The 15,448-nt window shown below is 69.4% G+C and carries 19 protein-coding genes and 1 other RNA gene; 10 read left to right on the plus strand and 10 right to left on the minus strand.

Features of this window, described 5'->3' with window-relative positions; translation table 11 throughout:
- The first annotated feature begins 19 nt into the window (after positions 1-19).
- A complete protein-coding gene (locus NL112_RS19495; protein ID WP_255150517.1) occupies positions 20-1,543 on the plus strand; it encodes an aldehyde dehydrogenase family protein in 1,524 nt (507 codons plus the stop codon).
- 175 nt (positions 1,544-1,718) lie between these two features.
- Here NL112_RS19495 and NL112_RS19500 read toward each other — a convergent pair whose 3' ends face one another.
- The 6 genes from NL112_RS19500 to NL112_RS19525 form a co-directional block, all read right to left on the minus strand.
- Complete coding sequence (locus tag NL112_RS19500) at positions 1,719-2,405, minus strand: competence/damage-inducible protein A (protein WP_255150518.1); 687 nt, start codon at positions 2,403-2,405, stop codon at positions 1,719-1,721.
- A gap of 47 nt (positions 2,406-2,452) precedes the next feature.
- The gene (locus NL112_RS19505; RefSeq protein WP_255150519.1) at positions 2,453-3,304 is read right to left on the minus strand and encodes a DUF5803 family protein; all 852 of its coding nucleotides are present in this window, start codon (positions 3,302-3,304) and stop codon (positions 2,453-2,455) included.
- Positions 3,301-3,978: a DUF2110 family protein gene (locus NL112_RS19510; RefSeq protein ID WP_255150520.1), complete on the minus strand. Its 678-nt coding sequence runs from the start codon at positions 3,976-3,978 to the stop codon at positions 3,301-3,303. The genes NL112_RS19505 and NL112_RS19510 overlap by 4 nt, the downstream gene beginning before the upstream one ends.
- Positions 3,979-4,509 (minus strand): transcription factor, encoded by a 531-nt coding sequence (locus NL112_RS19515; RefSeq protein WP_255150521.1) that lies wholly within the window; start codon positions 4,507-4,509, stop codon positions 3,979-3,981. It abuts the gene before it with no gap.
- Between the two features lie 288 nt (positions 4,510-4,797).
- Positions 4,798-5,343, minus strand: coding sequence for a tRNA (cytidine(56)-2'-O)-methyltransferase (locus NL112_RS19520; RefSeq protein WP_255150522.1), 546 nt, complete (start codon positions 5,341-5,343; stop codon positions 4,798-4,800).
- A gap of 53 nt (positions 5,344-5,396) precedes the next feature.
- Positions 5,397-6,611 carry a matrixin family metalloprotease gene (locus NL112_RS19525; protein ID WP_255150523.1) on the minus strand — a complete coding sequence of 405 codons (1,215 nt, stop codon included), beginning with the start codon at positions 6,609-6,611 and terminating at the stop codon, positions 5,397-5,399.
- Positions 6,612-6,702: 91 nt separating this feature from the next.
- On the opposite strand from NL112_RS19525, the gene NL112_RS19530 reads away from it, so the two are divergent.
- Entirely contained in the window at positions 6,703-7,635 is a 933-nt protein-coding gene (locus NL112_RS19530) for an NAD-dependent epimerase/dehydratase family protein (RefSeq protein ID WP_255150524.1), read from the plus strand.
- On the opposite strand, the gene NL112_RS19535 is transcribed toward NL112_RS19530, so the two are convergent.
- Positions 7,627-7,953, minus strand: coding sequence for a BsuPI-related putative proteinase inhibitor (locus NL112_RS19535; protein ID WP_255150525.1), 327 nt, complete (start codon positions 7,951-7,953; stop codon positions 7,627-7,629). The genes NL112_RS19530 and NL112_RS19535 overlap by 9 nt on opposite strands.
- Before the next feature lie 100 nt (positions 7,954-8,053).
- Here NL112_RS19535 and NL112_RS19540 point away from each other — a divergent pair, with 100 nt between their 5' ends.
- From NL112_RS19540 to NL112_RS19555, 4 genes are read left to right on the plus strand one after another with little or no spacing between them, the layout of a single operon-like run.
- Positions 8,054-8,776 (plus strand): DUF2797 domain-containing protein, encoded by a 723-nt coding sequence (locus tag NL112_RS19540; protein ID WP_255150526.1) that lies wholly within the window; start codon positions 8,054-8,056, stop codon positions 8,774-8,776.
- A gap of 59 nt (positions 8,777-8,835) precedes the next feature.
- Positions 8,836-9,852, plus strand: a complete 1,017-nt coding sequence (locus NL112_RS19545; RefSeq protein ID WP_255150527.1) for a DUF7490 domain-containing protein — start codon at positions 8,836-8,838, stop codon at positions 9,850-9,852.
- Positions 9,849-10,280: a DUF8060 family membrane protein gene (locus NL112_RS19550; RefSeq protein WP_255150528.1), complete on the plus strand. Its 432-nt coding sequence runs from the start codon at positions 9,849-9,851 to the stop codon at positions 10,278-10,280. The genes NL112_RS19545 and NL112_RS19550 overlap by 4 nt, the downstream gene beginning before the upstream one ends.
- Positions 10,281-10,325: 45 nt before the next feature.
- Complete coding sequence (locus NL112_RS19555; protein WP_255150529.1) at positions 10,326-10,751, plus strand: hypothetical protein; 426 nt, start codon at positions 10,326-10,328, stop codon at positions 10,749-10,751.
- Here NL112_RS19555 and NL112_RS19560 read toward each other — a convergent pair whose 3' ends face one another.
- Positions 10,752-11,858 (minus strand): glycosyltransferase, encoded by a 1,107-nt coding sequence (locus NL112_RS19560; RefSeq protein ID WP_255150530.1) that lies wholly within the window; start codon positions 11,856-11,858, stop codon positions 10,752-10,754.
- Between the two features lie 24 nt (positions 11,859-11,882).
- Positions 11,883-13,028 (minus strand): glycosyltransferase family 4 protein, encoded by a 1,146-nt coding sequence (locus tag NL112_RS19565; RefSeq protein ID WP_350356141.1) that lies wholly within the window; start codon positions 13,026-13,028, stop codon positions 11,883-11,885.
- Between NL112_RS19565 and NL112_RS19570 the strand changes: the two genes are divergently transcribed.
- The 4 genes from NL112_RS19570 (at position 12,993) to ffs (ending at position 14,949) form a co-directional block, all read left to right on the plus strand.
- Complete coding sequence (locus NL112_RS19570; protein ID WP_255150532.1) at positions 12,993-13,268, plus strand: ribonuclease P protein component 4; 276 nt, start codon at positions 12,993-12,995, stop codon at positions 13,266-13,268. The genes NL112_RS19565 and NL112_RS19570 overlap by 36 nt on opposite strands.
- Positions 13,269-13,338: 70 nt before the next feature.
- A complete protein-coding gene (locus NL112_RS19575) occupies positions 13,339-13,581 on the plus strand; it encodes a YhbY family RNA-binding protein (RefSeq protein ID WP_255150533.1) in 243 nt (80 codons plus the stop codon).
- Positions 13,581-14,513, plus strand: coding sequence for a mechanosensitive ion channel family protein (locus tag NL112_RS19580; protein ID WP_255150534.1), 933 nt, complete (start codon positions 13,581-13,583; stop codon positions 14,511-14,513). The genes NL112_RS19575 and NL112_RS19580 overlap by 1 nt, the downstream gene beginning before the upstream one ends.
- A 122-nt stretch (positions 14,514-14,635) precedes the next feature.
- Positions 14,636-14,949: signal recognition particle sRNA (ffs, locus tag NL112_RS19585), an RNA gene on the plus strand.
- A 39-nt stretch (positions 14,950-14,988) separates the two neighbouring features.
- On the opposite strand, the gene NL112_RS19590 is transcribed toward ffs, so the two are convergent.
- The gene (locus tag NL112_RS19590; RefSeq protein ID WP_255150535.1) at positions 14,989-15,414 is read right to left on the minus strand and encodes a DUF7548 family protein; all 426 of its coding nucleotides are present in this window, start codon (positions 15,412-15,414) and stop codon (positions 14,989-14,991) included.
- Positions 15,415-15,448: the final 34 nt, after the last annotated feature.

Here is a 15,448-nt window from a genome sequence, read left to right on the forward strand (position 1 = left end):
ATGCAATTATTGCCGTTACATGGCCGACACCTACCAGCACTACATCGGCGGCGAGTGGACAGACGGCGAGGGGTCTGAGACGTTCACGTCGACGAACCCGGCGACCGGCGAGACGCTCGGCGAGTTCCACCGCGGCACCCCCGCCGACGTCGAACGAGCGGTCGAGGCGGCCGACGCCGCCGAGGAGGAGTGGCAGACCCTCTCGCACATCGACCGCGCGGAGTATCTCTGGGACGTCTACCACGAACTCCGCGACCGCACCGACGAACTCGCCGAAGTCGTCACCAAAGAGTGCGGCAAGGAGATCAGCGAGGGCCGCGCCGACGTCGTCGAAGCCTACCACATGGTCGAGTGGGCCGCCGGCGACGCGCGCCACCCCAAAGGCGACGTGGTACCGAGCGAAATTCCCGAAAAAGACGCCTACATGCGCCGAAAGCCACGCGGCGTGGTCGGCTGTATCACCCCCTGGAACTTCCCCGTCGCCATCCCCTTCTGGCACATGGCGGTGGCGCTCGTCGAGGGGAACACGGTCGTCTGGAAACCCGCAGAACAGACGCCCTGGTGCGGCCAAATCATCGCCGAGATGATGGTCGACGCCGGCATTCCCGACGGCGTCTTCAACCTCGTCCAGGGGTTCGGTGACGCCGGAAACGCCATCGTCGAAGACGACGCCGTCGACACCGTCCTGTTCACCGGGTCGTCGGAAGTCGGACAGGGCATCGCCTCGAAGGTCGGCGGCGAACCCGGAAAGCTTGCGGCCTGCGAGATGGGCGGGAAGAACGCGGTCGTCGTCACCGAGGCGGCCGACCTCGACATCGCGGTCCACTCGGCGGTGATGTCCTCGTTCAAGACCACCGGCCAGCGCTGTGTCTCCTCCGAACGACTCATCGTCCACGAAGACGTCTACGACGAGTTCAAACAACGGTTCGTCGACGTCGCCGAGAGCGTCGCCGTCGGTGACCCCCTCTCCGAAGACACCTTCATGGGTCCGCTCGTCGACGATGACCAGGTCGAGAAGTTCGGCAAGTACAACGACCTCGCGCGACAGGAGGGTGCGAACGTGCTCGTCGACCGCGAGGACCTCGACCCCGAGGAGATTCCCGACGGCCACGAGGACGGCCACTGGGTCGGCCCCTTCGTCTACGAAATCGACTACTCGCCGGACCTCCGGTGCATCCACGAGGAGGTGTTCGGCCCCCACGTCGCACTCCTCGAATACTCCGGCGACGTCGAACGCGCCGTCGAGATTCACAACGACACGCCGTACGGCCTCGCCGGCGCCATCATCAGCGAAGACTACCGGCAGATAAACTACTACCGCGACAACGCCGAACTCGGACTCGCATACGGCAACCTCCCCTGTATCGGCGCCGAAGTGCAGTTGCCGTTCGGCGGCGTCAAGAAATCCGGCAACGGCTACCCCTCCGCACGCGAAGTCATCGAAGCCGTCACCGAACGAACCGCCTGGACGCTCAACAACTCCAAAGACATCCAGATGGCACAGGGACTGTCGGCGGACATCAAAACCGGCGACGACGACTGACGGCCACGGGGACCGGGGCCGACACCAAACCGGTTAAGACGCCGCCGTTCGCACGGCCGGGCATGTTCACGCTACTGCAGTCGGAAGTCAACGCGGGCGCCATCGCGGCGGCCGGGTGGCTCGTCCTGTTCGTCAGTCTCGCCGTCACCGCCGGCTGGTACTACTACGTCGCCCGCTAGGCGAGCGTCGCGTTCTCGCGGAGCCAGTCGGCCGCCGCCGCGACGGCGTCGGCGTCGGTCGACTCCAGTTTCACTCGGACGTGCTCGCCCGGGTACGACCCAACCTTCACGTCGAACCGCTCCTGTAAGGCCTGAAACCGGTCGACCAGCGCGCTCTCCGGTTCGTCGACCGTGACCGTCTCGACGTGTGTGGGGGTACCGTCGAACCGGTCGGCCACCTGCTCGAACATCGGTTTCATCTCGGCGGGGACGCCCGGCAGGACGTACACCGAGTCGACGACACAGCCCGGTGCGACGCCATCCTCGTTGTGGAGCGGTTCCGCGCCCGCCGGGAGGTCCGCGGTGCCGTCAGCGAGGTCGCCACGGGCGTAGCCCCCTTCCTCGGTGAGCCAGTCGAGCGCCGTCTCGTTCGTGACCACCTCCCGGCCGAGCGCGGCGGCGACCCCCTCCATCGTCAGGTCGTCGTGGGTCGGGCCGAGACCGCCGGTGACGACCACGGCGTCGTACTCGGCGCGGTACTCGTTGACGACGCGGGCGATGTCGGCCACCCGGTCGGGGACGGTAATCACACGCTCGATTTTGGCCCCCCGTGCCGTCAACTGCTCGCCCAGCCAGGCGGCGTTCGTGTTCACGGTGTCGCCCGCCAGCAGTTCGTCGCCGACGGTGACCAGCGCGACGCGCATACCCGGCGTTCGGGCCGCGGTACCTTCAGCGCCGCGGCCGCCGGGCGTCACCGCATCCCCGGCGGCGGGCCATCGCGGTCGTCGTCCTCGATGTCGATGTCGAGGCCGACCTCCTCGCGCCGACGGCGCGTCTCACGAATCTGTCGCAGATAGTATATGCCGCCGACGATGGCGGTCAGGCTCAATCCGGCGACGAGCGACCCGAACAGCAAGAGGTCACGCTCCAGATAGTAGCGGACGGCCAACGAGGGCGCGGTGACGTCCGTCCAGTAGACGTGGACGCGGTTCTCGATGGTTTCGGCGCCGCTCCGGGGCGGACGCACCTGTGCGAGAAGCGGGACGCTGATGTCGGTGTCCTCGGGCAACACCATCTCGTAGTCGCCGCGCACGAACGTCGGCGTCGCCACCTGCTTGCCGTTCTTCGGAATTGTGACGCCGAGTTCGCCCGTCTCGTTGGCCGGCAGGTGAACCACGGTTCGGCGGCGCGTCTTGTTCACGTACATCGCGCTCGCCGCCTCGCGCGTGGTGCCGTTCGGGTAGGCGACGACGGCGACGGCCTCGTCGTTCTGCTGGCGGAACTGGACGAGCGTGCCGTTGGGGTAATGGAACTGCACCGCCGACAGGTCGAGGGGCTGTTCGGTACCGAGCGCGTCCCGGGTGTACAGTTCGATGGTCGGGTCGTCGGCTTCCAGGTCCCCAGTCGTCCGGTTGGCGACCCGGTAGGTCGCGGTGTAGTTGTTGCGGTTCACCTCCATGTAGGCGGACCCCGACGCCGACCAGCGGTACTCGGCGTCGGCCGACACCGCCGCGTCGTCGACCGGGCCGGGACCGAGTACGGACGAACAGCCGGCCGTGGCGGCAAGCAGGGCGAGCCCGACCAGAGCGAGGTATCGCCTCATGGGATGACACAGAGCATCTCCGAGGGGAGATGCGGGCCGATGTCCGCCAGCAGTCCCGGCGGGTCCGTCTCCGGTCGACAGACGATGCTCTGTTCGAGCAGGCCGAGCCGCTCGACGGTGACGATGTCCTCGGCGTGGCCCGCTCGGTTGACCGTCGCGCGCACCTCCGCGCGGGTCGCGGAGTTGACGTTGACGCGGCCGGCGTCCGCCCGCGTCCAGTCGTACAGCCGGTCGCGCTCGGCGTCAGCGAGCCGTGCCGGCTCGTCCCCGTCGGGTTCCACGAACCGGAGCGGCACGTGCTGGACGAGCCCGAATCGCGTCCGAATCTGGGAGGGCGACCCGCTCCCGAGCCCGAGTTCGTCGGCCGGGACGCGGACCTGCTCGCCGGCGTCGAGGAGGAACCCGTCGTCGTCCCACGCCTCGAGCGTGCCGAGGTACACCTCGCCGGCGTCGCGGTGGGGCGTGATGGTGCCCCACTCTTCGCGCAACACGTTGCGTGCGACGGGCGCGTCCTCGCCGGTGAGCGTCACGGACGGGAACCCATCGTCGCGGAGCCCGACGGTCCACTCGACGTCGAGGTCGCCGAGGTCGTTCGCCACCAGCGAGTCCAGCGAGTCGAGCGCCCGCTCGCGGGCCTCGCCCTCGACGTACAGTTTAGTTGCGAGGACGACCATTCAGGCCTCTGCCGACGGCGCGAGGTTCAGTTCCTCGCGTATCTCATCGATGCGTTCGTCTATCGCGTCGACCAACTGGACGTTGTCCATGTCGACGAGCTGGGAGCCGCAGTTGGGACACTCGAACCCGAACTCCATCGCCTCGCCGAACTCGAAGCGGATGGAGTCCTGCTCGCAGAGGTAGAACTCGTTGTCGGCCTCGTACTCGCGGCGCTCCTCCATCGCGTCGAGTAGCCGCTCCATCTCCTCCATGAGCTTCTCGGGGATGTTGTCGTACTCGAAGGTCCACAGGTAGGTGAGCCAACCGGAGTCCTCGTCGCGGAGCCGCCGGTACGACGCGAGGTCGTTCTCGTACAGGATGAACAGCGCCCGACGGACGTCGTTGAGCTCGAGCCCGAGCTCCTCGGCGAGTTCCTCGTCGGTCACCTCGCCGTCCGGCGGTGCGGCCGCCACGGGCATCCCCGTCGGCCCCACCAGTTCGTGGAGGTACTTCTGAATCACCGGGTCCTCCAGGAGTTCCTCATAAGCCATTACGAGGAAAACGGCGAGGAAGCCGTTTAAAGCCTCCGGGACCGGCGGCGTAGGTTCAAGTAGGGGAACGCGGCCACCGACCCCGTGCAGTGAGCACCGAACGGGCCCGGTCGAGGCGGTAGCGGGGTCATCCCGGCCGAACGGCGCGGAGCGCCGGCCCGTCGTTACCCATGCTCCGCCTGCTCGCCCCCTGACGGCAGTTCCGCCGCGATTACTGCTCGCGTAGCCGCGCTTTCGCCTCGTTCGGCCTCGCCGCCCACTCCATTCGCCGTTCGGTTCGAGACCGCGCTACCGCTCGGCCTCGCCGTCGACGACCTTCTTGCCCGTCTCCATCGGCACGACACGGCTGTCGGCGTCGGTCCACTCGCGGTCGAGTTCCCGTCCCTCGAACAGCCGGTCGAGAAACACCGCCACCCCGGCCACCTCCGAGTGGGGCTGGTTCGTCACCCCGACGTTGTAGTCGGCGGCCTCGTACACGTCGAACGACACCTTCTCCGAGCCGACGACCGCAAGGAGCGGCTCCTCGGCATGCGCGTCTCGTAGCTCCGCCTCCACGTCCTGTACGGGCAGGCCGTACATCGTGAGATGGACGACGGTCCCCTCGAACTCGCGTATCAGCGCCTTCGGCGAGCCGGTGAGTTCGACGTCGAACGGGCCGCCGAACCGGTCGGTGATGTCACGAACCGTCTCCCGCGGTCCCGCGGCGTTGTCGGGCAGATACACCCGGTCCGCGCCCAGCGCGCGCGCCGTCAGCCCCACGTGGGTCGTCATCCGCTCGTCGCGGCCCGGCCGGTGCCCGAGACGGAGGACAGAGAGGTCGTGTTCGTCCTGCATGGTCGGACCGACGCCGCCGCGGCGCGTTACGGTTTCGGTGTAGGGCCGTGCCGTCAGCCCACGGCACGGCGCTCGAGCGGACGGACCGCCGGATTTCGGTCGTCGGCCCACGGCACGTCGTCGACGGTGCCGGCGAACTCCGGCGGGAGGTCGTCGGGCGTGAGTATCTCGCCCAGCAACCAGCCGACGAAGTAGCCCCGGTGGCTGACCGGGACCGTGTCGATGACGCCGGTGGCGTGCGTGTACCGCTCCGAGCGGCCGTCCCCGTCGACGTCGTCACCGACGAACGACCAGGCGATGGTGTTACCGCCCGTACCGCCGGGTTTCCAGACCAGCAGGACGTCCGCCGCGTACGGCTCCTCGACCCGCCGGAACGTCAGGTTCTCGGGGACGGTACCGTTGCCGCCCCGTGCGTAGAACCGCATGGCCGCGCGGACGTGCCGCGTCGTCGCCGACCGGTTCTCGGCAGTGACGTTGGCGTAGTCGACGTACACCGTCACCGTCGTATTGCGGAACGGGAACTCGCGTTCGGTCGCGTCCGGTCGGTCGGTCACGTTCGGACAGCCCTGCGCCATCAACCACGTCGGGTCGTCACAGTGGTCCAGCCCCAGGACGTGCCCGAACTCGTGGGCAGTGATTACCGTGTCGCTCCGCAGACCGTTTCCCAGGTCTGCCTCGATTTCGACGGTGACGGGGTCCGGCGGCGTGTCCCCGGCCTCCAGAAGCGGCGCACAGCCGCTGGCCTCGTCGCGCCCGTCGCACGCCACGGAGACGTTGTAGTCGACCACGACATCGGGGTCCGACGCGTCCGGCCGCAACACGAAGTCGAACGGGTACGACGCGAACGCGGCGTGGTGCTCCCAGTAGACGATGGCTCGCCGGACCGCCCGCGTGACGTTGCGGCTGGGAATCGCGTTGTGACCGACGGCGACGACGACACGGCGGCGGTCCCAGGGGTTGTCGACCCGGCCCGTCTCCGCGCTCGCGGCGGCGTCGCTCGCCACGGGCGTCGTCGTCGGGACCGGCGTGAACTCGCCCGTCGGTGTCGGCACCCCCGCCGACCGGTCGTCGTCGACCACGCCACCCGACCCGTCAAGAAGCGGGCCCACGCCGCCGGCGGCGAACGCGAGAAGCGCGAACGTCGTCACCCCGAGGAACAGTAGCAACAGCGTCAGCCCCTTGAGGAGCCGCCAGAGACCGCCGAGGATACCGGTTCGTCGGAGCCACGACCTCCTGCTCGGCGCCGCTCCTCTCGACACCCATCGCATCCGGTAGGCAGTCTGCTCGGGGCCTTACCAAACTGTCGCCGAGGGGAGCGCCATCGGAACACACTTGGTCGGTGCCGGTCCAGCCGGTCGCATGGACCTTCAGGGCGAGCGACTGGTCGTGACCGGCGGGGCGGGGTTCGTCGGCTCGCATCTCGCAGACCGACTGGTGACCGACAACGAGGTGGTCGTCGTCGACGACTTCCGGAACGGCCGCCGCGACTGGGTGCCCGACGACTGCGAACTCGTCGAGGGGGATCTCACTGACCCGGACGTCGTCGCCGAGGCCATCACGCCGGACGTCGACGGCGTGTTCCACTTCGCCGCCGACAAGGACGCCAGCGCCGACGACATCGACCAGTACCGCGTGAACAACACGCTGACGGAGAACGTCGTCGAGCGGATGGACGAGGTGGGCGTCCGCAACGTCGCCTTCACGTCCTCGTCGGTCGTCTACGGGGAGGCTCCCCGACCCACGCCGGAGGACTACGCGCCGCTGGAGCCCATCTCGGTGTACGGCGCCTCGAAACTCGGTGAGGAGGCGTTACTGTCGGTGTACGCCCACAGCCACGAGTTCACCGCGTGGGTGTTCCGGTTCGCCAACATCGTCGGGCCGCGCCTCCAGCTCGGTGCGGTCGTCCCGGACTTCATCGACAAACTGAGCCGCGACCCCGAAACCCTCGAGATACTGGGCGACGGCCGACAGGAGAAGTCGTACATGCACATCGAGGACTGCGTGGACGCGATGTGTCACGTCGTCGAGCACGCCGACGCGCCGGTGAACACGTACAACCTCGGCACCCGCACGACGACGTCGGTGACCACCATCGCGGACATCGTGGCCGACGAGATGGGGCTGGACCCCGACTACGAGTTCACCGGCGGCGACCGCGGCTGGACCGGCGACGTACCGCGGATGCGCCTGTCCATCGAGAAACTGTCCGCGCTCGGGTGGGAGCCGTCGGGCTCCAGCGACGACGCCGTCAGGCGCGCGGTCCGGGAACTGGTTCCCGAACACTCACACTGAGAAGGGCGTCCGCGCCGACACGTCGGCCTCCATGACCCGCATGGTGGCCTCGGCGGTGTAATCGCCCGGTTGCGGCGTCGGCCACGACTCCTCGAAGACGGCCTCCTCGCCGGGTTCGAACCGCGCCGGCTGTAACACCTGCGCGAACGCCTTCCCCTCGGACCACCGCCACACCTCGCGGTCGTCCTCGTACACCACGAAGTCGACCTTCGCCGCGTCGCGGAACGTCACCTCCACGGGTTCGTTACCCGCGTTCTCGACGGTGAGCGCGAAGGAGACGCCGTCACCGACGGTCACCCGCAACGAGGCGTCGAGCATGCAAGCGATTCGCACGGCGACCTCTTAGCCTTGGGGGTCGATTCGCCCGCGCCCGCGGGTGGTCGGCACGCATTTGGTCGCCGGACGCGTAGCCCGCGGCGTGCAGATAGTCGGCTACGAACCCGTCCCCGACCCCGCCCTGCTGGTCGCCGACGCAGGAGCAGTCGAGCGCGTCCCGCTGACTGCCGGGACCCGGCTGTCGTACGCGCTCGGCGAGCGCCACTGTGCCGGCGTCGTCCAGGACGACCGACACGACGCCTGCCCGAACGCGACGGCGCCGTACTGCTCGGTTCACGCCGACCGCTGGCACGAGGGGATGATAGCCGACCGCGAGGGCGAGCACGCCGTCTACCTCGCGGGGTTCGCCCCGGCGACGTTCAAGGTTGGCGTCACCCGCTCGGGCCGCGTAGAGACGCGCCTCCGTGAGCAAGGTGCCGACCGCGGCGCGCACATCCTTACGGTGCCGGACGGTGCCGTCGCCCGCGAGGTGGAGTCGGACATCGGCGAGACGGTCGGCGAGCGCGTGCGGGTGGCGACGAAGCGTCGCGGGCTCCACCGGGAGGTGGACGACGACGCCTGGGCGACACTGGTGGCCGACCACGACGTCATCGCGTCGTACCGCTTCGACTACGGCTTCGCGCTCGAAGAACAGCCGGTGCCCGAGACGCTGGCATCAGGCACCATCCGCGGAGTGCAGGGCCGACTACTCGTGGTGGAGACCGCCGGCACCGCCTACGCCGTCGACCTCCGTGACCTCGTGGGCTACGAGGTAGACCCGGACGGCGACCCGCCCGCCCGCCAGTCGTCGCTGGGTGCCTTCTGAGCCGCGAACGCGGGCGTTCTCGCACAAGACACTTATCCCGCCCCACGGGACCAGTCCACATGGAACGGGTCGCCCTCCTCGCCGGCGGTGCAGTCGCCGTCCTCGCTACCCTCCTGGTGGCGGCCGCCGCCGTCCCTGGTATCACCACGACGCCGGCCGACGACCGAATCCGGCCGAGCCACCTCGACGTCCGCGAGACTGCCCTGTCGGCCGGCGAGGTGGGCGGGGAGACCGCGACGCTGGCGGTAACCACACGCCTCGAACACCGCGGCGGTCCGGCACGCGACGTCGAGGTGCGCTACCGAGCGGTCGACGCCGACACCGGCCTCGTTGTCGACCGGGCGCGCCGCACGCTCGGGAACGTCACCGGCGACCGGGAGGTGACGAGCAGCGTGAACCTCACCGTCGCCCGCGAGGGCGACTACCGCCTCGACACCGTCGTCTACGAGAGCGACAGCCGGGTCGCCGAGAGCCGGACGCAGGTGCGGGGCGTCGGGAGCCTCGTGCCCGCGTACGCCGACTCGACGGTCCGGTTCCACCAGTTCGACGGCGCCGCGACCATCCCGCCTATCGAGTACAGCGTCCGGTCGGTCGCGGACAACCGGACGACGCTCAACGTCTCGGCGTACCTGACGAACGCCGGCGACGAGACGGTGGAGGGGCTCCGGGTGGTGCTGGTCGCACGACAGGCCGACTCGAACATCGTCGCGGACCGCGCCTCGGTGCCAATCGGCGCCGTCGAACCCGGTCGGACCGCCATACCCTCGGCGACGCTGACGGTGCCCGACGACTACAGCTACTATCTCGATGCGGTGCTGTGGCGCGACGGCGTCATCGTCGGGTCAGCACGGGCCGGCGCGGACCTGAACCCGCAACGTACCGTCCCCGAGAACGAGACCCGCGAGGACGTCGACCTCGACTCCGGCGAGTTCGCCGCCGGGTCGCCGACGCCGGAGGACGCAGAGCGGACGCCGCCCAGTTCGCCGACGCCGGCCGGCCAGCCCGGGTTCGGCCTCATGGCGGGACTGGCGGCGCTCGCCGGCGCCGGCCTGCTGGCCCGGAGGTGGTCGGCGTGAGCGACGCCGGCGACCCGGGCGACGGCGAGCGAACCGCCGGGGACGAGGACCCCGCTGCCACACCAGCGACGGAACGAACGGAGACCACGGAGATGAACGACACCGACATGAGCGAGTACACCGACCCAGCGGCCGCCGCGGGCGACGCGCCGGCCGGAAGCCCCGACATCGAGCCGATATCCGACCCCGACCGTGGGCTCAGCCTGTTCGGCTACGACCTCTCGACGGCGTTGCAGGGCGGCGCGCTGGCGGTCGCGCTACTGTTCGCGCTCGTGGCGGCCGTCGGCTTCTACGCCAGCGCCCAGCGCGTCATCGACGTGTGGGTCGCCGCTCCCTACCGGCCGGTGTTCACGATGGGGTTCAACCTCGCGGTCCTGTTGGCGATGGTCGGCGTCGTGACGGCGCTGACCCGTCGGCTCTCGCGGTAGCCGCAACCCCGCACGTTTTTCCCGCGCCGTCGCCAACCCCGGTGCATGGCAGACGACGAGCCCGAGGAGTCCGAGGCAGAGCCCGACGCGGACGACGGCGACAGCGAGGAGAAGTCGTTCCGCGAGCGCGTCGAGGAAATCCGTCAGCAGAAAGCCGAAGAGCGCGAGGGCGAGGAAGGCGACCTCTCGCGCGAGGAGAAGATGGAGGAGATGCTCGGTGGCGGCGGTCCCGGCGGCGGCCCGGGCGGCATGGGCGGCGGCGGCGGCAACCCGTTCGCACAGATGATGGGCGGCATGATGGGCGGCGGCCCCGGCGGCGCGCTGGGCGGTCAGCCCGGCGGCCCCGGCGGCGAGCGCGGCGAGTCGTCGTCGAAGGCCGACGAGGAACTCGTCCGCGAGGTCCGCAAGGTCCGCGACGAACTCCACGACATCCGGCGCGAACTCGAGCGCATCGGCGACGCCCTGGAGTAGTCACAGCACCGACGCGTACACGTCCGCGAGCGTGTCGACGGCGTGGTCGAGGCTGACCGCCTCGCGTCGCCGGAGACACGCCTCCCGCAACCGACCGTTCTCCCTGATGGCCCGCTCGATACCGGCACGGAACGCGTCCGTATCGCCGCGGGGGAAGTGGAACCCGGTCGCGCCGTCGTCGATGGTCTCCTCGAGCGCACCGGCGTTCACGCCGACGACGGGCGTGCCGCAGGCGTTCGCTTCCAGCGCCACGAGCCCCTGGGTCTCGACGGGCGATGGGAACGCGAACACGTCGAGCACCGCGTAGAAGGCAGGCAGTTCCTCGCGGTCGAGGAACCCGAGAAACCGCACGTCCGCGTCGAGGTCTGCCGCCCTCGACTCCAGGGAGCCGCGTGCGGGCCCGTCACCGCCGAACACGACCGTCGCGTCGAGGTCCGGAGCCACCTCGAGGATGGCATCGAGGTTCTTCTCGTAGCCGTGCCGCCCCGTGTAGCCGACGAGTGGCCCGTCCGGCAGGTGGTGGCGCTCGCGGAACGCCGCGAGCGTCTCCTCGTCGACGGGGCTGAACCGGTCGGTGTCGACGCCGTTGGGGACGATTTCGACGGGGGCGTCGACGCCCAACTCGTGGAGGTGCTTGCGGGCCGGCTCCGAGGGGACGACGACGGCGTCCGCGCGGTTCATGAACCACTTCTCGTAGGCGCCGGCGACCCGCTCGATGACCCGCGAGAGCGACCCCTCGGCGATGTAGTCGGCGTACTCGGCGGTCGGCGTGTGGTAGGAGGCGACGAGCGGGAGGTCTCGGCTCCGGGCGAGCCGTCCACCCGCCAGTCCCAGCGAGAAAGGGGTGTGTGCGTGGACGACGTCGACGTCCCACAGTCCCGAGGGCACCTGCGGGAGCCCCGCGTAGAACCCCTCGTAGAACGGGAACGTGAGGCTCCGGACCGGATGTTCCCGGACCGCGGGCGCGTGGTCGGCGGCGCGGGGGTAGACGACGTGCATCCGGCCGCCGCGCTCGGCCCACGCGTCGCGCCACGACTGCACGGTGTAGGTGACGCCGTTGACCGTCGGCAGGTAGGTGTCCGTGAACGCGGCGACGGCCGGGGGCATGCGTCGGCGTTCGCGGGTGGGCGCTTAATGGGTTGTGTTCTCGGCCAACTCGCGGTAGAGGCCGACTAACTCCTCGCCGACGGCGTCGAGCGTGAACTGCTCGCTCACCGCGCGGGCGTTCGCCCCGACCCGTTCGCGCTCCTCCGGGTCGTCGAGCACTCGCCGCAGGGCCGTCTCGAACCCCCCGGCGGAGTCGGCCTTCAGACACGCCTCGCCGTCCGCGAGCCAGTCGTACGTCTCGATGTCGCGCACGACCGGGGGAACGCCACAGGACATCGCCTCCAGCAGGGCCATCCCCTCGTTCTCGTTGTGGGTGGGAAAGTAGAACACGTCGCCGGCGGCGAACGCGCCGGCGATGTCCTCGACGTAGCCCGTGAACGTGCAGTTGTCCGGCGCCGACTCGACGAGTCGCTTCGTGTCGCCGCTCTGGAGCAGTTTGCCGAGCGGCCCGTGGGTCGGCTGGAGGAAACCGAACCAGACGAACTCGGTGTCGGGCATCGCCCGGGCGGTGTCGATGAACGTCTCGAGCCCCTTCCGCTTGAGGACGTGGGCCACGGTGAACACGACCGGCGGGTCGAGGTCGTATCGGTCGAGATACTGCTCGCGGAGGTCGGGGTCGTCGTGGCCCGCCAGTTTCGCGGGGTCGAACCCGTTGGAGATGACCCGCTTGGGCGTGTCAGTGTAGTCGTCGACGACCGCGCGGTTGTGCTCGGAGGGGCAGATTAGTCGGTCGGCCAGCGAGTAGGCGCGTTCCAGATACGGCCCCATCGGCTTCGAGAGGGCGTTCGAGAAGGCGAAACTGTTCTCGAAGTCGGCGGCCGTCTGGTGGGTCGTGACGACGACGGGGACACCCCGACGCCGCGCCCGCCACGCGGTAAGCACGGAGCGTGGCCCCATGTTGTTGAGGTGAAGCAGGTCCGCCGACAGGTCGGGGTCGGTGGTGTAGTCGATGCCGTGGTCCTCGAGGACCCGCCGCTGGTTGGCGACGGACTGGGCCTGGCCGCCGGTGACGAACCGCTCCCACTCGAAGTAGTGGCTGACCCTCACTGTCCGGGGCTCCGCCGCGTCGGCAGTTGAACCTGCCGACTCCGTACAGACGGCGGATTTATCCGCACCGGCCGACTCGACGCAGGCGTGAGCGTCGCCGCGGAGCGCATCGACCGACTGCACGAACTCGCCCGCGAGGCCGCCCGCGAGGGCGACGACCAGCGGGCGCGCTCGTACGTCAGGCGGGCCCGCCGGGTCGCCGAGCGGCACCGACTCGACCTGCCCGACCGGTTCAAGCGGTTCACCTGCGACGCCTGCGACGCCTACCTGGTGCCGGGCCGCAACGCCCGCGTCAGAACACGGGAAGGACACGTCGTGGTCACCTGTGACTGCGGAGCACAGGCACGCTACCCGTACCGGTAATCCGGGGCGCTGGGCCGGCAGGCATCCGTTTCGGTAACTTTCAAACCGCGGGGGTACGAACCCCAGCCGTATGAGTCAGGACCTGCGGGAGCGGGCCCACGACGTCGACGCGACGCTTCGCGTCGGCAAGTCGGGGCTCGACCCCGTCGTCGACGAACTGCGGAGCCAGTTGCAGGACCGCGACCTGGTGAAGGTGAAGTTCCTGCGGTCGGCCCGCGGCGGCACGACCACCGAGGAGTTGGCCGAACAGCTCGCAGAGCGGGCCGACGCCGAGTTGATACGGACCCGCGGCCACACGGCGGTGTTCCACTGATGGCGTGGCTCGTGCCGCTACAGTCGACCGACGCGACCGGGTTCGTCGAGCAGTTCCTCAACCAGTTGCTCGGCAACACGGCGCTTGCGAGCCTCGCGGAGCCGCTCGCGCAGGCCATCGTGTTCGTCGTCGTGTTCGTCGCCGTCTACCTCGTCGGCCGGACGCTGTTGCGCCCGCTGACGGACCGGGCGCTGGACAAACGCGGCCTCGACGCCCACGCGAAGCGCCCGATAAAGCGGCTGGTCGGTATCGTCGTCGTGTTCGTCGCCATCGCCGTCGCGTTCGGACTGGCCGGCTTCGGCGACTTCCTGCAGTCGCTGGCGACGGTCGCGGCCGCGGCGACGCTGGCAATCGGTTTCGCGATGCAGGACGTCATCAAGAACTTCGTCGCCGGCATCTTCATCTACACCGACAAGCCGTTCCGCATCGGCGACTGGATAGAGTGGGACGGCAACGCCGGCATCGTCGAGGACATCTCGCTTCGCGTCTCCCGTGTCCGGACGTTCGACAACGAACTGCTGACCGTCCCGAACGGCCAGTTGACCGACGGCGTCATCAAGAACCCCGTCGCCAAGGACAAACTCCGCCTGAAGTTCGTGTTCGGCATCGGCTACGACGACGACATCGACCAGGCGACCGACATCATCATCGAGGAGGCCCGCGACCACCCGGAGATACTCGACGACCCCGAGCCGTCGGTCCGCCTGACCGAACTCGCGGACTCGTACGTCGGCCTCCAGTCGCGCATCTGGATAGCGAACCCCTCCCGGGCCGACTTCGTGCGCACCCGTGCCGAGTACGTGAAGAACGTGAAACAGCGGTTCGACGAGCAGGGCATCGACATCCCGTACCCCCAGCGTGAACTCGGGGGCGGTATCGAACTCAGCGGCCCCGTCACCGAGGCGGAGGCGCTCAGCGGCGACGACGACTGAGCGGTCGCCGTCGAGACATCCGGCGACGACTGAGCGGTCACCGTCGAGACGTCCAGGTTCCGTTTCCGGCCCCGTCGTGACCGCCGACCCGAAAGGCCCTTATGTGGCACCGCGGTAGGTGAAACTGGACTAGGTCGGGCGGTTAGGCCCCGCCCCTCGCCCCCACTATGGTCTTCAGGGGGGACCGAAACCCGGGCGCGTCTGGCCCGCCCAGCACGGGCCCCGGGAGCCAACGTGGAAGCCTCGTCTCACGAGGGCAGCGGTCCGCGTCACTGCCTCTGCAGGGAGGTCGTGACGCGGTTGACCGTGGGCACTCCGTCAGGCACGGAAGTGAGCAGCGGACCCGCGGACACCTGTCGCCCGTGGGGTCGCGGGGTGGAGGAGGCAACCGGGATTCCCCGTGCTGGAACGGCCAGGCAACCCCGTCCGTCCATCCATTCATCCGCGATTTCACAGGGAAAGCGGCGCGGCCGTCCTACACCAGCCCCAGCGCCCGCGCGTACCAGCCGGCGGCCACGGGGACGGTGACGCTGACGAGCGCGAGCACCCACCGGTGGAGTTCCAGCACCGTCGCGCCGAACCCGGAGACCTCGCCCAACTGGAGCACCAGTCCCCCGGGGACGGTGACGGCCCACAGCACACAGATGAGGAACACGAACGCGCCGAACACCAGTCCCGCACCCGCGACCAGCGGCGGGTCGGACCGCTGTTCGCGCCCGGCGGCGAACACGATGACGCCGACCAGCGCGAACAGGCCGGCGACGAGCGGCGAGATGGCACCGGCCGCGTAGTAGGCGCCGACCCCGCCCGCGTCGACGAGCAGGTACGGCACCGCGAGGACCGCGAGCACGAGGAGACAGCCGACGATTCCGGCGGTGGGAGCGGCACGCACGTCGTCCATGTGTTCGCCTGCGGTCGGCCCCTCCTTAAATCGT

The sequence above is a fragment of the Halorarius halobius genome (genome assembly GCF_024298865.1).
GTDB lineage: Archaea > Halobacteriota > Halobacteria > Halobacteriales > Haloarculaceae > Halorarius > Halorarius halobius.